General features: G+C 64.1%; 14 protein-coding genes. 3 read left to right on the plus strand and 11 right to left on the minus strand.

Going from position 1 to position 16,271, the window contains the following annotated elements; genetic code table 11:
• The first annotated feature begins 30 nt into the window (after positions 1–30).
• Complete coding sequence (cobM, locus tag JOH52_RS08300) at positions 31–789, plus strand: precorrin-4 C(11)-methyltransferase (protein ID WP_010970288.1); 759 nt, start codon at positions 31–33, stop codon at positions 787–789.
• A 44-nt stretch (positions 790–833) separates the two neighbouring features.
• Here cobM and JOH52_RS08305 read toward each other — a convergent pair whose 3' ends face one another.
• Positions 834–1,766, minus strand: a complete 933-nt coding sequence (locus tag JOH52_RS08305) for a LysR family transcriptional regulator (RefSeq protein ID WP_013844867.1) — start codon at positions 1,764–1,766, stop codon at positions 834–836.
• Positions 1,767–1,858: 92 nt separating this feature from the next.
• On the opposite strand from JOH52_RS08305, the gene JOH52_RS08310 reads away from it, so the two are divergent.
• Complete coding sequence (locus tag JOH52_RS08310; RefSeq protein WP_010970286.1) at positions 1,859–2,671, plus strand: NAD(P)H-dependent oxidoreductase; 813 nt, start codon at positions 1,859–1,861, stop codon at positions 2,669–2,671.
• On the opposite strand, the gene mnhG is transcribed toward JOH52_RS08310, so the two are convergent.
• From mnhG to JOH52_RS08360, 10 genes are all read right to left on the minus strand, one after another.
• The gene (gene mnhG / locus JOH52_RS08315; protein ID WP_010970285.1) at positions 2,672–3,037 is read right to left on the minus strand and encodes a monovalent cation/H(+) antiporter subunit G; all 366 of its coding nucleotides are present in this window, start codon (positions 3,035–3,037) and stop codon (positions 2,672–2,674) included.
• The gene (locus tag JOH52_RS08320) at positions 3,034–3,315 is read right to left on the minus strand and encodes a K+/H+ antiporter subunit F (RefSeq protein ID WP_003528834.1); all 282 of its coding nucleotides are present in this window, start codon (positions 3,313–3,315) and stop codon (positions 3,034–3,036) included. The genes mnhG and JOH52_RS08320 overlap by 4 nt, the downstream gene beginning before the upstream one ends.
• A complete protein-coding gene (locus JOH52_RS08325) occupies positions 3,312–3,797 on the minus strand; it encodes a Na+/H+ antiporter subunit E (RefSeq protein WP_003528836.1) in 486 nt (161 codons plus the stop codon). Before JOH52_RS08325 ends, JOH52_RS08320 begins: the two co-directional genes overlap by 4 nt.
• A gap of 2 nt (positions 3,798–3,799) precedes the next feature.
• The gene (locus tag JOH52_RS08330) at positions 3,800–5,443 is read right to left on the minus strand and encodes a monovalent cation/H+ antiporter subunit D (protein ID WP_013844865.1); all 1,644 of its coding nucleotides are present in this window, start codon (positions 5,441–5,443) and stop codon (positions 3,800–3,802) included.
• Positions 5,412–5,759 carry a Na+/H+ antiporter subunit C gene (locus JOH52_RS08335; RefSeq protein WP_003528841.1) on the minus strand — a complete coding sequence of 116 codons (348 nt, stop codon included), beginning with the start codon at positions 5,757–5,759 and terminating at the stop codon, positions 5,412–5,414. The genes JOH52_RS08330 and JOH52_RS08335 overlap by 32 nt, the downstream gene beginning before the upstream one ends.
• Positions 5,759–8,668 carry a monovalent cation/H+ antiporter subunit A gene (locus JOH52_RS08340; RefSeq protein WP_192924558.1) on the minus strand — a complete coding sequence of 970 codons (2,910 nt, stop codon included), beginning with the start codon at positions 8,666–8,668 and terminating at the stop codon, positions 5,759–5,761. The genes JOH52_RS08335 and JOH52_RS08340 overlap by 1 nt, the downstream gene beginning before the upstream one ends.
• A 230-nt stretch (positions 8,669–8,898) precedes the next feature.
• Entirely contained in the window at positions 8,899–11,529 is a 2,631-nt protein-coding gene (locus JOH52_RS08345; RefSeq protein WP_107010537.1) for a bifunctional diguanylate cyclase/phosphodiesterase, read from the minus strand.
• A gap of 157 nt (positions 11,530–11,686) precedes the next feature.
• The gene (locus JOH52_RS08350; protein WP_010970282.1) at positions 11,687–13,300 is read right to left on the minus strand and encodes a cisplatin damage response ATP-dependent DNA ligase; all 1,614 of its coding nucleotides are present in this window, start codon (positions 13,298–13,300) and stop codon (positions 11,687–11,689) included.
• A 3-nt stretch (positions 13,301–13,303) separates the two neighbouring features.
• Positions 13,304–14,314 carry a ligase-associated DNA damage response exonuclease gene (locus JOH52_RS08355; protein ID WP_010970281.1) on the minus strand — a complete coding sequence of 337 codons (1,011 nt, stop codon included), beginning with the start codon at positions 14,312–14,314 and terminating at the stop codon, positions 13,304–13,306.
• Positions 14,315–14,497: 183 nt separating this feature from the next.
• A complete protein-coding gene (locus tag JOH52_RS08360; RefSeq protein WP_010970280.1) occupies positions 14,498–15,451 on the minus strand; it encodes a nucleoside hydrolase in 954 nt (317 codons plus the stop codon).
• Between the two features lie 199 nt (positions 15,452–15,650).
• Here JOH52_RS08360 and JOH52_RS08365 point away from each other — a divergent pair, with 199 nt between their 5' ends.
• Entirely contained in the window at positions 15,651–16,271 is a 621-nt protein-coding gene (locus tag JOH52_RS08365; protein WP_003528853.1) for a hypothetical protein, read from the plus strand.

Consider the following 16,271-nt stretch of genomic DNA (forward strand, 5'->3'; position numbering starts at 1 on the left):
TCGAACCATGCTTTTTCGAGAGGACAGATCATGACGGTTCATTTCATCGGCGCAGGCCCGGGCGCGGCAGACCTCATCACGGTCAGGGGCAGGGACCTGATTGGCCGCTGCCCCGTCTGCCTCTACGCCGGTTCGATCGTATCGCCCGAGCTCTTGCAATATTGCCCGCCGGGCGCCCGCATTATCGATACGGCGCCGATGTCGCTCGACGAGATCGAGGCGGAATATGTCCGCGCCGCCGAAGCCGGCGAGGATGTCGCCCGGCTGCATTCCGGCGATCTCTCCGTCTGGAGCGCGGTGGCAGAACAGATCCGCCGGCTGGAGAAGAATGGGATCGCCTACACGATGACGCCGGGCGTCCCCGCCTTCGCTGCCGCTGCCGCGACGCTCGGCCGCGAGCTGACGATCCCGGCGGTCGCGCAGAGCCTGGTGCTGACCCGAGTCTCCGGTCGTGCCTCGCCGATGCCGAACAGCGAGACGCTCGCCGCCTTCGGAGCCACCGGTTCGACGCTTGCGATCCATCTTGCGATTCACGCGCTTGGTCAGGTGGTCGAGGAGCTGACGCCGCTTTACGGCGCCGACTGCCCGGTCGCGATCGTGGTCAAGGCTTCCTGGCCGGACGAGCGCGTCGTCCGCGGCACGCTCGGCGACATCGCAGCCAGGGTTGCGGCGGAACCGATCGAACGCACTGCGCTGATCTTCGTCGGACCGGGCCTGGAAGCATCGGATTTCCGCGAGAGCTCGCTCTACGACCCGACCTATCAGCGCCGGTTCCGCGGGCGCGATTGAACGGGCGGGCATCGTTCAAAGTGCCACAGCGGAAAGTCGGCTGATCATTGCCCGTTCGGCGAACGGTCCATTCCCGGGAGCTTGCCGATCTCATTTGCGAGGAAGTCGATGAGAAGGCGGACCCGGGAGATGCCGGCGCGTTCCGGTACGATCAGCATGTTGAGCGGCACGGAAGGAAGCGAATAGCCGGGCAGCACCGCCTCGATCCTTCCGGCCTCCAGAAGATCGCCGACAAGCCATCGATGCGCTGGCACGATTCCGCGTCCGGCGATGAGCGCTTCGCGCACGGCCAGGCCATGGTCCACTCTCAAGCGCCCGCCGAAGGGGACGGCGTGGTACTTGCCATCCCGCCCCTGCAGGGCGAGTGTTTCGCTGCCTGACACATTCGACATCCGGATGCCTTCGTGCCCGATGAGCTCCTGCGGAGTGGCCGGTCTTCCGCGCTCCGCGAGGTAGGCCGGCGCTGCCACCAGCAGCCGTCGGCTTTGGCCAAGCGCTTTCATCCGCATCGAACTGTCGCTGACAGGCCCCAGGCGGATCGCCACATCAATCCCCTCCCGCACGAGGTCGACGCGCTCATCGCTGAGGCTCAGGTCGATGCCGATCTCCGGAAAAAGGTCCTGAAAGGCGAAGATCAGCCGGCTGACATGCAGCACGCCGAAAGCCGCCGTGCAGGAGACCCGGATCGTACCGGCTTGAGCGCCGCGCGTGCCGCGCACCTCATCGCTGGCCTGCTCGACCAGACGCAGGATCTCGACGCTTCGGGCGTAATAGCGGCTGCCTTCGTCAGTCATCATGACGCGCCGGGTCGTCCTGCTCAGCAAAGGCACGCCCACGGCCTCCTCAAGCTCGCGCAGGTGGCGTGTTACGGTCGATTGACCTACTCCGAGTTCGCGCGCGACAGCACTGAGACTCCCACGCTCCGCCACGCGGGCGAAGGTGCGCATGCGCTCCAAGGTGATGTCAGATTTATCCATTATTTGGCATAATCTTATGCATTCTCCAGAGGTAGCGGATTAGACGAGCGTTGGCTACCTAGAGGTTCGAAATCTCACCAGGAGAATGATCCATGAAAATCCTGCTCGTCTTTGCCCACCCGGAATCGCGCTCGCTCAACGGAGCGCTCCGCGACGTCGCGATCGAGGAGCTCACGGCCCAAGGTCACGAAGTGCGGGTCTCGGATCTCTATGCCGACGGTTGGAAATCCGAAGTCGGTCACGCCGACTTCCCTCTCCTGCCGCCGGATGCGCGGCTCGTGCCGGTCGCGGCGTCCAAGACGGCCTTCGAAGCCGGCGCTTTGACGGAAGATGTAAAGGCGGAGATCGAAAAGCTGCTGTGGGCGGACGTTCTGATTCTTCAATTCCCGCTCTGGTGGTTTTCCATGCCTGCCATTCTCAAGGGCTGGGTCGACCGGGTGTTTGCCTACGGCTTCGCCTATGGCGTCGGCGAACATAGCGACAAGCGCTGGGGCGACCGCTATGGCGAAGGCAGCCTGGCAGGCAAGCGCGCGATGCTGATCGTCACCGCCGGCGGTTGGGAAGAGCACTATTCCGCCCGCGGGGTGAACGGACCAATCGACGACCTTCTGTTCCCGATCAATCACGGCATCCTCTATTATCCCGGCTATGACGTGCTTCCTCCCTTCGTGGCTTATCGCGCCGATCGCCTCGACGAAGCCGGATTCACTGAGGTCGCTGAGGGTCTTCGCGAAAGGATGCGGACGATCGGGACCGTGTCACCCATTCCCTATCGGCAGCAGAATGGCGGAGATTATCTCATTCCGAGCATGCAGCTCCGCCCCGGACTGGGAGATCCGGCTGCGCCCAGCTTTGCCCTTCACCTCAATGAGACGCGGGAGGCCCTCCGTCAGGCGGGCGAGTAGCTATTCTTCACCCGGCGCGGGCTTCTGCTTACGCGGCACGCCCTGCTGTTCCTCGAAGCGGTCGCGGTAGAGGGTCGCCTGGCCAAGCAGCATCAGGGTCACGGGCGTCGTCACCGTCACGAAGAAGATGATGAGAACTTCGTGGAATACCCAGCGGCTCTGCAAGACCGCGAAGCAGAGGATCGAGGCGAGGCAGAGGAGGATGGTGCCGCCGCTGGTCGCGATCGTCGGGGCGTGCAGGCGCGCGTAGAAATCCGGCAGGCGCAGGAGTCCGAGCGATCCGATCAGGGTGGTGGCGGCGCCGACGAGCATCAGCCCGCAGACGAGGAGCGCCGCCCATGGCGGAAGGTCGGTCAGATGGCTCATTCGATCACCTCGCCGCGCATGAGGAACTTTGCCAGCGCGATCGACGAGGCGAAGCCGATCACAGCGATGATCAGCGCCGTTTCGAAATAGACCGTATTCGCCGTGCGGATACCGAAGGTGATGAGCATCAGCATCGCATTGATGTAGAGCGTGTCGAGACCGAGAATGCGGTCCTGGGCCCTCGGTCCTCTGGCCATTCGGTAGAGCGCGAAGGCCATGGCCAGCGCAAGCATGGTCTGTGCGACGAGCACGGACCAGACGACGGCAAGCTCCATCATTCGAATATCTCCTTCAAGTCGGCCGCATAGCGCGTGATCGTTTTCCGCCACAGGTCCTCGTTTTCGATGTCGAGTACGTGGAAGAGCAGGATCTTCTGGCGACGATCATATTCGAGCCATGCGGTGCCCGGCGTCGCCGTGACGACGCAGGCGAGCAGCGCCAGGGCGTTCTCGTCGTCGAGATCGAGGCTGACCGTCATGAAGCCCGCATTAACCGGACGCCTGCCTGCGCGCAGGATGATCAGCGTGACGGCGATATTGGAGCGGATGACGTCGCCGACGACGCGCAGGATGAATCCGGCGATCCGGCTCCAGCGATGGAGACGCGAGCGGGCGGGCTGCAGGTTGAGCGTCACCCATGCGAGAACCGTGCTGACCACCAGGCCGAGGACGATAGAGCCCGGCGTCACGGACTGGCTCAGAAGCAGCCACATGAGGAGGAGCGCGATCGAGAGCAGCGGGTAGGGGAACCAGGTACGCATCGCTACTGGCTCCCGGCCCGCGGCGCCGAAAGCACGCGCTCGCTGTGGGTGAGCGGCGCGAGCAGATCGTCAGCCGTCGCCTGCATGTAGCGCATCGCGGGTCCTGCCTGCAGGCTCAGGAAGATGCAGGCGCCGAGCAGGACGACGACCGGCGTGATCTCGATCACGACGACCCGCGGGATCGTACCCTCGATCGACGCCCAGAAGGTTCGGATGCCGATGCGGTTCATCGCGATCATGGCGGCGAGACCGGACAGGATGAGGAGAGTGACATAGGTCCAGTCGGCGGCGGACATTGCGGTCGCGAGCTCGGCGGCCGGCATGTCGAAGAGGCCGCTGATGAGCGCGAATTTGGCGATGAAGCCGGAGAGAGGCGGCAGGCCGGCGAGCAGCAGGGCACAGAGGCAGAAGCAGAGGCCGAGAACGGCCATTGTGCCGGGAATGGCGGCGCCGACCTCTTCCTCCTCCTCGTCCTCGTCGAAATCGCCATAGGCTTCCATCGTCACCGCCAGAACGTCGGCGCCGGCGTCCCGGCCGCGTTCGACGAGTTCGATCAGCAGGAAGAAGGCCCCGATCGTCAGTGTCGAGCTGACCAGATAGAAGAGTGCGCCGGCGAGCATTCCGTCGTGGCCGAGGCCGACCGCGGCGAGCAGCGTCCCCGAGGATACGAGAACGGAGTAGCCCGCAAGGCGGCCCATTGCCTGCGAGGCGAGTACGCCGATGCCGCCGAAGGCGATCGTCAGCATTCCCCCGGTGACGAGCCATTCCTGGCCGAAACCGGACGATGCGCCCGCCGCGGTGCCGAAGACGAGCAGATGCAGGCGGATGATGACGTAGATGCCGACTTTGGTCAGGACCGCGAAGACGCCTGCGACCGGCGGCGTCGCCGCGGCATAGGCCGTCGGCAGCCAGAAGCTGAGCGGCCACATGCCCGCCTTGACGAGGAAGGCGACGCCGAGGATGGCCGAGCCCATTTCGACGAGCGTTCTGCTTCTGGGTTCGAGGGCTGCGAGCTTCGTTGCGAGGTCGGCCATGTTGAGCGTGCCGGCGGCGCCGTAGATCAGGCTGACGCCGATCAGGAACAGCGCCGAGGCGGCGAGGTTGACGGCGATATAATGCAGCCCCGCCTTCACGCGCAGAGGACCGGAGCCGTGCAGGAGCAGGCCGTAGGAGGCGGCCAGCATCATCTCGAAGAAGACGAAGAGATTGAAGAGGTCGCCCGTGAGAAATGCGCCGTTGAGACCGGCTACGAGAAGCTGGAACAGCGAATGGAAGTGATGCCCCGCCGTGTGCCACCGCGCCATGGAATAGGCCTGCGCGGCGAGTGCAAGGCCGCTCGTCAGGCACAGCATCAGGGCCGACAGGCGGTCGAGCACGAGGACGATACCGAAGGGGGCGGGCCAGTTGCCGAGCTGATAGACCCCTGATCCGGGGAGGCTGCCGGTGCCGGCCGCGGCAAGTCGCATGAGGATCATCGAGAGGATGAAGACGACGAGCGTGGACGCGAAGCCGATGGCCCCCTTCAATGTCCGGTCGCGCTCGTTGATCGGGATCAGCACCGCGGCCACGGCAAGCGGCAGGAGGATCGGCAGGATGAGAAGATGATCGAGCCAATCAGTCACCGCGCTGCTCCCTTCCGTCCACATGGTCGGTTCCGGTGAAGCCGCGGGAGGCGAGGAGCACCACGAGGAAAAGTGCGGTCATGGCGAAGCCGATGACGATCGCCGTCAGCACCAGTGCCTGCGGCACCGGATCGGTATAACGGGCGAGATCGCCGACGCCGCCTGGATCGAGGATCGGCGGGGCGTTCACCCGCAACCGGCCCATGCCGAAGATGAAGAGATTGACGGCGAAGGAGAGCAGCGAAAGCCCGATGATCACCTGGTATGTTCGCGGCCTCAGGAGAAGATAGACGCCCGATGCGGTCAGCGTGCCGATCCCGGCCGAAAGAATGAGTTCCATTAGCGTACCGCCTCCTTGTCGGAGCGCGCGGCCTTCGCATGCGCACGCGGTGCACGGACCGACTGGTGCGCCAGCGCGATCAGGATGAGAACGGTGGCACCGAGCACCAGCGAGAAGACGCCGAGGTCGAAGAGGATCGCGCTTGCGAGCGGAAACTTGCCGACGACCGGCAGGCTTGCATATTGCGCGTGGGAGGTGAGGAACGGATAGCCGAAGAACCAGGATCCGACGCCCGTGGCCGTCGCCACCAGGAGACCGATGCTCATCCAGCGAAGCGGATGGATGCGGAGCCGTTCCTCGACCCAGCGGGTGCCGCCGGACATATATTGCAGGATGAAGCCGATCGACATGGCGATGCCGGCGGCAAAACCGCCCCCCGGCAGATCATGTCCGCGCAGGAAGAGAAAGGCCGCGAGCATTCCGGTGACCGGAAACATCCAGCGCATGATCACCGCCGGGATGAAGAGGTATTCGGCCACGCTGTCGCCGGCGGCGCGGTCGGGGTGATCGTCGTCGAAGGCGTTCTGCACTTTTTGCTGCTCAGGGGCCTCCAGGCTGTCGGACTGAGGTCGGAAGCGCAGGAGAAGCGCGAAGACCGTGAGCGCCACGATGCAGAGCACGGCGATCTCGCCGAGCGTATCGAAGCCGCGGAAATCGACGAGGATGACGTTGACGACGTTGGTGCCGCCGCCCTCGCGATAGGCGCGCTCGAGAAAATAGCTGGCGATGGTTTCGGGAAGGGGCCGCGTCATCACCGTGTAGGCGATGAGCATCATTCCTCCGCCGGCGCCGATCGCCAGCAGCAAGTCGCGCAAGCGCCTCAGGCGGACCCGGATCGAGATGTCTTCCGCCGCCACCGGCTCCTCGATGCGCTTCGGCAGCCAGCGCAATCCGAGGAGAATGAGCACGGTGGTGACGATCTCCACCAGGAGCTGCGTGACCGCAAGATCGGGTGCGGAAAGCCAGACGAAGGTAATGCAGGTGACGAGCCCTGCTCCGCCGAGGAGCACCAGCGAGGCGAGACGGTGGAATTTCGCCTGATAGGCGGAGCCGATGGCGCAGGCGATGCCGATTGCCCAAAGCAGGGCGAAGGCGGGATCGATGCCGCGGATCACAAGCGGCGGCAGTTCGAAATTGCCGAGAAGAAGCGGCGATGCCCCCGCCGCAAGTGCCAGGAAGACGAGGAGACGCATCTGCGGCTGCAGGCGGCGCGTGCCGAGCCGCTGTTCGAGCCATCGGGCCCACTTCCAGGAAAGCGTCACCAGAACGCGCTCGAAAATGCGCTGACCCTGGAGCAGCCGGAAGACCGGCGGACCCTCGACGGCCGTCGCCAGATAGGAGCGCATCAGGAAATAGAGACCGATGCCGCCTGAAAGCGCGACGAAGCTCATGATCAGCGGAATGTTCCAGCCGTGCCAGACCGAAAGGCTGTAATCGGGCGTTCCCTCGCGCAGGACCGAGAGAACGGCCGTGTGAAGAAAGGGACCGATCGTCTGGGCGGGAATTATACCGACGACCAGACAGGCGAGAACGAGGAAGTCGAGCGGAGCCCGCATCCAGCGGGGTGGCTCATGCGGCTTTCTCGGGAGGTCTGCCGGTGGCCGGCCGAAGAAGACGCCGTGGATGAAGCGGAGCGAATAGGTGACTGCAAACATGCCCGCGATCGTCGCCACATACGGCGTGACCGTGTCGAGCGGGTTGACGAGATGCGTCTCGATCGCCTCGGCAAAGAACATCTCCTTGGAGAGAAAGCCGTTGAGCAGCGGCACGCCGGCCATGGCGGCACTCGCCACCATGGCGAGCGTCGCGGTGATCGGCATGAAGTGGAACAGCCCGCCCAGCCTGCGAATGTCGCGGGTGCCGCTTTCATGATCGATGATGCCGGCCGCCATGAAGAGCGAGGCCTTGAAGGTCGCGTGGTTGACGATATGGAAGACCGCGGCGACGGCCGCCAGCGGACTGCCGAGGCTCAGGAGAACGGTGATGAGCCCGAGATGACTGATCGTCGAATAGGCGAGGAGTCCTTTCAGATCCTGCTGAAAAATCGCGAAATAGGCGCCGAGCAGGAGCGTTGTCAGTCCCGCAAGGCCGACGATCCAGAACCAGGCTTCCGTGCCGGCCATCACCGGCCAGAACCGCACGAGCAGGAACACGCCGGCCTTCACCATCGTTGCCGAATGCAGATAGGCCGAAACCGGCGTCGGGGCCGCCATCGCGTGCGGCAGCCAGAAATGGAAGGGGAACTGGGCGCTCTTCGTCAACGCCCCGAGCAGGACGAGGACAAGCACCGTGCCATAGAGCGGATGGTTGCGGATCGCGTCGCCCGAGGCGAGGACCGCGTCGAGTTCATAGCTGCCGACGATCTTGCCGATGATTATCAGGCCGACGAACATGGCGAGGCCGCCCGTGCCGGTAATCGTCAGCGCCATGCGGGCGCCGTCGCGGGCGTGTGCGTTATGGTGCCAATAGCCGATCAGCAGGAAGGAGACGATGCTGGTCAGCTCCCAGAAGACGGCGAGCAGAATGAGGTTGCCGGAAAGGACGACGCCCAGCATCGAGCCCATGAAGGCAAGGAACAGCGCGAAAAAGCGCGGGACCGGGTCCTCCTCGGCCATATAGTAGCGGGCATAAAGGACGACGAGAACGCCGATCGCCGTGATCAGCGCCGAAAAAAGCCAGGCGAAGCCGTCCATCCTGAGGGTGAAGTTCAGCCCGAGTTCCGGAACCCAGTCGATCCGGTAATGGAGGACGCCGCCCGAGGCGACGTAGGGATAGAGGCCGGCGGTCACCAGGAAGCAGACAAGCGCGATCGCACCTGCGAACCAGGATATCGCACCGCGCTGATCGGACGGGAAGAAGATTGCAATGAGGCTTCCCGCGAAGGGGACAAGAATGAAAACAGAAAGCAATTTCTCCGCGTATTCGATCGTTTTGTCTCCTTGCGAGTGTATTGGAGGTCGGGACTTCGGTCCCGCGAGGACTGACGCCGGACGGGTCACGCGGACGAGGTCCGCGCGTTCGCATAAGCGGCAGAAGGCATATGTTTTTATGACTATTTTCCGGACGGCTGCCAAGCCTTAGCAGCAAGAAAAAGCCGCGTATGTGCAGTCCGCCTCTGAAGGCGAGGGCCGGATACCGGTCAGGCGGCGCGCCACCGCCGCTCGAAGACGAAAGTGGCAAGATCGTTGGCGTTCATCGGCCGGGCGAAGGCGTAGCCCTGCAGACCATGGCATTCCATTTCCTTGAGGATGCGGGCGTGCTCGAGCGTTTCGACACCTTCGGCGATCACTTCGATCCCGAGCGATGTGCCGATGTCGATGATCGATGCCACGAGCCGGCGCTCCGCCGGAGAGGAGAGAATAGGCAGCACCAGTTGCCGATCTATCTTCAGGCGGCGTGGCGTCAGCTTCAGCAGGCTCAGGATCGAGGGATAGCCGGTACCGAAGTCGTCGATCTCGATGTCGATGCCGAGTTCCTTGATGCGCCGGATGTTGGACATGACCGTCACATCGTTTTCGTCAAAGGAAATCGATTCGAGCAGTTCGAAGGAAAGCCGCCCCTCGGGTATGGAGAGCTCCTCCAGCCGGGCGATCAGTCCCTCGTCTCTCAGGCGCGGATAGGAGAGGTTGACAGACACCTTCGGCACATAGATGCCGTTTGCCTCCCAGCGATAGATCTGAAAGAGCGCCTGTTCGAGGATCTTCTGATCGATCGCCGCGACGACGTTGATGTCCTCCGCCGTCTTGAGAAAGGCGTGCGGACCGAGGAGCCCCTTGGTGGGATGATCCCATCGCGCGAGTGCCTCGACGCCGATGATGTCGAGCGAGCTCGGACAGAACTGCGGTTGGAAATATGCGACGAATTCGTTCTGCTCGAGACCGCGCAGGATCTCGTCGGCCGTCTGTTTCGTCTGGAGCACGGCGGTCTTCAGTGCGCCCGTAAAGGTCTCGTGGCGGTTGCGGCCGCGGCGCTTGGCCTCGTAGAGGGCGATATCGGCGTTGACGAGGACCTGGGAAAGGTCATCCGCCGCATCGGTTTGAGCGGCAATGCCGATGCTCACGCCGATGCGGCATTCCTGATCTTCGTAGCGGACCGGAACGCTCATCGCCTCGATCACGCGGGAAGCCAGCGCCGCGTCTTCGTCGCAGCCGCCGCTTGCGCGAATGATGACGAACTCGTCGCCGCCGATGCGGGCGACGAAGTCGTCCTGGCGTGCATTGTCCCGCAAAAGGCTTGCCGCATGCTTCAGGATCTCGTCGCCGGCTGCATGGCCCATCGTGTCGTTGATCTGCTTGAAACGGTCGAGGTCGATATGGAAGATGCTGATCTTCGCCTTTGCGTCGGCCCGTCGGCTGCGGTCGAAGAGAATCTGGTCCAGGAAGCGGCGATTGGGCAGGCCGGTCAATGGATCGTGCAGGGCGTTGAATTCCATGCGATGGCGCGCCGCCTCCAACTCGGCACTGTGGGCCTCGGCGAGGCGTTTGGCCTCCGAAAGCGTCGCGCGTGTCTTCACGTCGGCCGTCACGTCCCAGTTGACGCCGACGATCTTCCTGTTGCCGTTCGTGCCGGCATAGGTCGAGCCGATCGCACGGATGTGGCGGACTTCCCCATCCGGAAGGCGGATGCGGAATTCCGTGTTGTATGCGCCGCCCGTGGCGAGCGTTCCGGCGAATTCCGCCTCGGCACGGGCGAGATCGTCCGGATGAAGCGTGTTCCGCCAGTCCTCGTAGACCTCGCGCATCGACGATCCGATACCGTAGAGCTCCTTCATGCGGCTGTCCCACAGGAGCGTGCCGCTGTCGACGTCGAGCTCCCATATGCCGATCTTCGAAGTGTCGAGCGCGATCCTCAACCGGTGCGAAAGCTCCTGAAGCTGATCCTTGCTCTGCCTCAATGCGCGAAAGTTCGCCTGCCGCTCCGCCATGAGGCGGCCGGCGACGATCATCGGAGCGACGATCATCAGGCCGCCGAATGCGATGAGGAAGCGGACCTGCCAGGCATTCTGCGGTGTCGTCGGCCACCCGCCTTTGGGGATCGCGGCCATGCGCCAGGAACCGCCGGGCAAGGATACGCTCATCTCGACAGGGGCATTTTCGAAGATTGCCGGGTCGCCGAAGAAATGCGGGCCGCCGCGCCCCGTGCCGTCGCGGCCGGCAATGGCGATGTCGAGCGCCGGCGATGAAAGGCCACTGTCGCGATAGAGGCGATCGACATCGATCACCGCTGAAACGACGCCCCAGAAGCGGCGGCCGCCTTCCGGACCGGTGGTTACGGGAAAGCGGCCGATCAGCCCGCGACCGCCTTGCACGAGGTCGACCGGGCCCGCGAGCACCATCTCTCCGGATGCCACCGCGCGCATGACGGAACTGCGTTGTTTGTCGTTCGTGCGGTAATCGAGGCCGATCGCCTTCTCATTGCCCGTCAGCGGGTAGACCATCGCGACCACCAGTCCCGGCGCGGCGGCGATGTTGCGGAGCTGCGATCCCGCGCCGAAGACGCGACGCGCGAGTTCTCCGAAGCGCTGCTGCTGCATGTCGGGTTCGGTCTCGATCGTGGCGATCAGGCCCCGGACCAACTGGATATTGCCATTGACGCTGCTCTCGAGGCTCGAGCGTATCGGGTTGAGCGCGTCGGCGACTTCGGAGCGCAGCCGCGCTTCCGAAACGATCCGGTTCTGATTGTCGGCGAGAACCCCGGCAACGACCACGACAAGGGCCGCGATGACGGCCGGAAGGTAGCTGGGGGTGAGAAAGCGCGACAGAGGGGACATGGCATGGTGCGGCTTCAAAAGAGCAATTCCAGGACGAGGCGCGCCCAAAAGGAGGCGGGGACGGCATGCAGCAAGCCGGATAATTCCAGACTCTCCTTAACAAACCTTCATTCGGGGTTCCTGAAATAGCTCTCGGTAAGGCGTGGTAGTAAACGCTTCAGCGTTGCGTTCCCATCATCGCCTGCAGTGTCTCGAGCCTGTCGGCGTCGCGAGGCAGCTTGTCGGGTCTGAGGCGGGCAATCCGCGGGAAGCGCATGGCTACCCCGGATTTGTGACGCGTGGAGCGGTTGAGGCCTTCAAAGGCAACCTCGACGACGAAGCCGCTGTCGGGTTCGGCGCGCACCGCGCGCACGGGGCCGAAGCGTTCGACCGTATTGTCGCGCACGAAGCGATCGAGAACCTCGAGCTCGGCATCGGTGAAGCCGAAATAGGCCTTGCCGACGGGAACGAGGCTCGCCCCGTCTTCACCCTCCGCCCAGACGCCGAAGGTGAAATCGGAGTAATAGCTGGACCGCTTGCCATGGCCGCGCTGGGCATACATCAGCACGGCGTCGATATTGAAGGGCGCCCGCTTCCACTTGAACCACGGCCCCTTGGCCCGTCCGGCCATATAGGGCGAATCCAGCCGTTTCAGCATGACGCCTTCGATCACCGGATCGGGCGGGCTGGAGCGCAGCTCGTCGAGCTCCTTCCAGCTTGAAAAGCCGACGAGCGGCGAGAGATCGAAATGCTGCGGCGAGGCCGCTTCGATCAGCGACGACAGGGCTTCGCGGCGCACACGAAAGGGCTCGGGCCTGATATCGCGCTCGCCGGAAAAGAGAATGTCGTAGGCACGGATGAAGGCCGGATACTCGTCCATCAGCTTGCGGCTGACGGTCTTGCGGTTCAGCCTTTGCTGCAGGTCCGCGAATGTGCCCGTGGCGCGGTTGCTGCGCATCGTTCCGCCGACCAGAAGCTCGCCGTCGATGACGCCCGTGATATCGGCAGCTTCGATGATCTCGGGAAAGGCGGAGGATATCTCGTCGCCGCTGCGCGAATAGAGGCGTCGAGCCCCGCCGACATTGGCGAGCTGGACGCGGATGCCGTCCCATTTCCACTCGGCCGCGAAGTCGGCCGGATCGAGCCCGTCGAGATCGCCATCGCCGACCGCTGTTGCGAGCATCACCGAATGAAAGACCGCAGGTGTCTTGAGCACCGGCATCTCCGCCTCACCGGTGAGCCAGAGGAAAAGGGGCAGGTATGGCGGCTCCAATCCGTGCCAGAGCGTTTCGATCTCGCTCACCTCCTTGCCGCCCATCTCCGCCAGCGCCTGCTTCGCGAGCCGTGCCGAGACCCCGATGCGCAAGCCTCCTGTCGCGAGCTTCAGGAGGGCGAAGCGGCCGGAGGTGTCGAGCCGGTCCAGAAAGTCGCGGACGAGCGAACGGACCTCGGAGCGGCCGGCCCGCTGCAGCCGCTCGACAACCTCGCCGAGCGGAATGTCCTGAAGGGCGACGTCCGGCGGCGGCTCCCAGGCGAGAGAGACCGTTTCCGCGAGGTCGCCGACATAGTCGTAGGAATAGTGGAACAGCACGTCGTCCATGCGCTCGAGCAACAGGTCGCGAATGAGGGCAGGCTTCACCGTGTTGAGCGAGAGCGTCCCCGCGATCGCTGCCAGCGCATAGCCGCGGCTCGGATCGGGTGCGCCGCGGAAATAGTCGACGAGCAACCGGATCTTGGCGTTTCGCTGCGGCGTCAGCACGAGCCGGTCGAGCAGTTCGGCAAATGCTTTCATCGCTCACTCTCCCTCATCGTCGTAGCCGACAAGGTGCAATGGCCGTGCGGGTATGCCCTGCAACTGGCACCAGCGGACCAGCGCCTCCTCGCGCCCATGCGTGACCCAGACTTCAGCAGGCGCGATTTCGCGGATCGTGGCCGTGAGCTCGGCCCAGTCGCAATGATCGGAGATGACGAGCGGCAGCTCGACGCCGCGCTGCTTGGCGCGCTGGCGGATGAGCATCCAGCCGGAGGCGAAAATGGCGAGCGGATCGGCGAAACGGCGAGCCCATCGCTCGGCAAAAGCCGCCGGAGGCCCGAGAACGATGGCACCGGCGAGGTCCTGCCGGTTTTCCGGACCGAGCGTTGCCGGACGGATGTCGCCGAGATCGATCCCCTGGCTCTGGTAATATTCGCAGAGCCTGGCGAGTGCGCCATGGATGTGAATCGGTTCGTCGTAGCCCTGCTGGCGTATGAGCGCGATGAGGCGTTGTGCCTTGCCGAGGGCGTAGGCGCCGACCACATGCGCGCGCTCGGGAAATTGCCGGAGAGACTGGAGGAGCCGGGCGATCTCTCCCTTGTCGTCCGGGTGGTGGAATACCGGCAGGCCGAAGGTCGCTTCCGTGATGAAGACGTCGCAGGCGACCGGCTCGAAGGATGGGCAGGTCGGATCGGGCCGTCGCTTGTAGTCGCCGGAAACCACGATCCGCGTTCCGTCCGCCTCGACGGAGATCTGCGCCGAGCCGAGCACATGGCCGGCCGGTTGGAAACGGACACGCACGCCGCCGATCGAAATCGTTTCGCCGAAGCGCGCGACGTCGCTCGCGCCGCAGAAGTCGTCACCATATCGCAGGCGCATGATGTCGAGCGTCTCGCGCGTCGCGAGCACATGGCCATGTCCGGCGCGCGCATGGTCGGAATGTCCGTGGGTGATGAGTGCCCGTTCGACCGGTTGCACCGGGTCGATATAGAAATCCCCGTGTTGGCAGTAGAGACCCTTGGGGGCGGGAAAGAGCAACGCGTCCGGCTTCATACGGATAAACATAGCCGGCGGCGGCGCATCTGCCAGCTATCGGAGCCAAGTTTTTCGTTGCAACCGCGGGGGACCCCTCACCACAAGGGTCAGGGCTCTCCTCGGGTTTTGCCCCTCACCCTAACCCTCTCCCCGCAAGCGGGGCGAGGTTAGGGTGAGGGGCAGGGTTGAACACCTCAAGCTTCAATTGCCGTCCGCGAGCGTATCGCCGATGAGTTTCAGCACCGCTTCGGCATCGATTCCGATGCACGCCTGCTGGCTTGGGAAGCCGTCCCAGGCGTTCGGTGGAAACAGGCGTGCATCCGGCTTTTGAATGGTCTGGCCATCGGCGATGCCGCCGCAAAGCACTCGGATGGCGCCGCTGCGGGTCTGGAAGAGTTCGGGCGCGACGACATAGGCGCAGGCGCAGCTGTCGTGCACGATCATGCCGTCATCCACATGGTGCTCGTAGAAGTCGATGTAGAATTGCGAGATGTCGGAAAGAAGCCTCGCCGGTGCGCCGCCGCGTTCGGCGATATCGGAGAGCATGGCACGGCTCATCACCGTCTTCGTCGTCACGTCGAGACCAATGACGGTCACCGGCCATGGCGCCGTCATCACCACATCGGCCGCTTCCGGGTCGCCGTGGATATTCGCTTCCGCCGCCGGCGTGATGTTGCCGGGAACATCGAAGGCGCCCCCCATGATCACTACCGCCTTGACGAGCGTGGCGATTTCCGGATCGTCGCGCAATGCGCGCGCCAGGTTGGTCATCCGGCCGACGGCGATGAGCGTCACTTGCCCGGGATTGGCGCGCACCGTGTCGATGATGAAGCGGTGGGCAGGACGAGGGTCGAGCGGCAGGTCTATCTGCGCCGGCACATCGATATTGCCGAGCCCGTCATCGCCGTGAATGCCTGTCGGCCATCCGACATGCGGCCGGCCGGCATCGAGCGTCTCGCCGATGCCCTTGGCGACCGGTGCGGCAATATTCCATGCCCCTTTGAGGAACAACGCATTGCGCGTCGTCGTCTCGATCGAGGCATTGCCGAAGACCGTGGTGATGCCGACCAGCTCTATCGCCGGGTGACGGTGCAGAAAGAGGAGGGCCATCGCATCGTCGACGCCCGGATCCGTATCGAAAATAACCTTGTGCATACCGCCTCTTCCCTGGTTCCGGGGAATTCCCGCCTACAGCGACGTTGTCCATGGCGCAATGGACAAGCTGCGGGCGAAAGTCAATCGCTGACCGCCTGCCGGAGGCTCCGCTTAAACTTTCCGAAAGGTGGTTCGTCTATCTTCGAAGACGCCTGCGGGCCTTTCTTGCGACCCTTTACGACGACAGCGGAGCCACCACTTGAAGGCCATTCTCAGCAAGTTGCGCCCTTCGAAGCGGCTGGTGATCATCCTGTCCGCCGCCTTCGGGGTCTCCGCCGCATCCGGCGGTGCCGCGGTCTATGTCGGTCGGGACAAGATACTGACCCGCTTCGCGGGACCTTCCGTTTCCGGTCTCGACTGCACGGCGCTCCGGACCTTGAAGCTCGACCATAAGGGGCAGCGTTGGATCCGCATGCATGTGAAGACGGACCGGGCAAGCGGGCCGGATCGGATCAGGACCGCCCTTCGCGTCGCAGGCGCCCTCGCCAAAAAGGAGGAGGCCGATCTTTATCAGGTGGTCGTGCTCGATGCGGCAGGTCCGGAGGATCGCGCAAGCGTGCGCGGCGCGGCGATCGGCGCGGAGGTGCTCTTCGCCCCCGGTCCGCGGAGCGTGCCCGGTATGGATGAACCCTTCCGCGCCTCCTATAACGAGGCCGCGGCCAACGCTGCCGGCAGGTTCCACGGCAAGGTCGTGACGCTCGAACTGGACGACGTCCGCGCCATCATGGCCAAGATGGACGATCGCTCGATGTGCATCGATCCGTCGGCAACGGGCGATGTCGCGGCCGTTGCGCCGGCCGAGGAGCAAGCGAGTCATTAA

It is taken from the genome of Sinorhizobium meliloti (genome assembly GCF_017876815.1).
Classification (GTDB): Bacteria; Pseudomonadota; Alphaproteobacteria; order Rhizobiales; family Rhizobiaceae; genus Sinorhizobium; species Sinorhizobium meliloti.

What these genes read in the sequence shown, in the direction of transcription:
- JOH52_RS08310 (WP_010970286.1), top strand. Translation starts at nt 1,859, where the DNA reads ATGAAAATCCTGCTCGTCTTTGCCCACCCGGAATCGCGCTCGCTCAAC.
- JOH52_RS08355 (WP_010970281.1), bottom strand. Translation starts at nt 14,314, where the DNA reads ATGAAGCCGGACGCGTTGCTCTTTCCCGCCCCCAAGGGTCTCTACTGC.
- JOH52_RS08325 (WP_003528836.1), bottom strand. Translation starts at nt 3,797, where the DNA reads ATGCGTACCTGGTTCCCCTACCCGCTGCTCTCGATCGCGCTCCTCCTC.
- JOH52_RS08345 (WP_107010537.1), bottom strand. Translation starts at nt 11,529, where the DNA reads ATGTCCCCTCTGTCGCGCTTTCTCACCCCCAGCTACCTTCCGGCCGTC.
- JOH52_RS08305 (WP_013844867.1), bottom strand. Translation starts at nt 1,766, where the DNA reads ATGGATAAATCTGACATCACCTTGGAGCGCATGCGCACCTTCGCCCGC.
- JOH52_RS08335 (WP_003528841.1), bottom strand. Translation starts at nt 5,759, where the DNA reads ATGGAACTCATTCTTTCGGCCGGGATCGGCACGCTGACCGCATCGGGC.
- JOH52_RS08320 (WP_003528834.1), bottom strand. Translation starts at nt 3,315, where the DNA reads ATGATGGAGCTTGCCGTCGTCTGGTCCGTGCTCGTCGCACAGACCATG.
- mnhG (WP_010970285.1), bottom strand. Translation starts at nt 3,037, where the DNA reads ATGAGCCATCTGACCGACCTTCCGCCATGGGCGGCGCTCCTCGTCTGC.
- JOH52_RS08330 (WP_013844865.1), bottom strand. Translation starts at nt 5,443, where the DNA reads ATGTGGACGGAAGGGAGCAGCGCGGTGACTGATTGGCTCGATCATCTT.
- JOH52_RS08360 (WP_010970280.1), bottom strand. Translation starts at nt 15,451, where the DNA reads ATGCACAAGGTTATTTTCGATACGGATCCGGGCGTCGACGATGCGATG.
- JOH52_RS08350 (WP_010970282.1), bottom strand. Translation starts at nt 13,300, where the DNA reads ATGAAAGCATTTGCCGAACTGCTCGACCGGCTCGTGCTGACGCCGCAG.
- cobM (WP_010970288.1), top strand. Translation starts at nt 31, where the DNA reads ATGACGGTTCATTTCATCGGCGCAGGCCCGGGCGCGGCAGACCTCATC.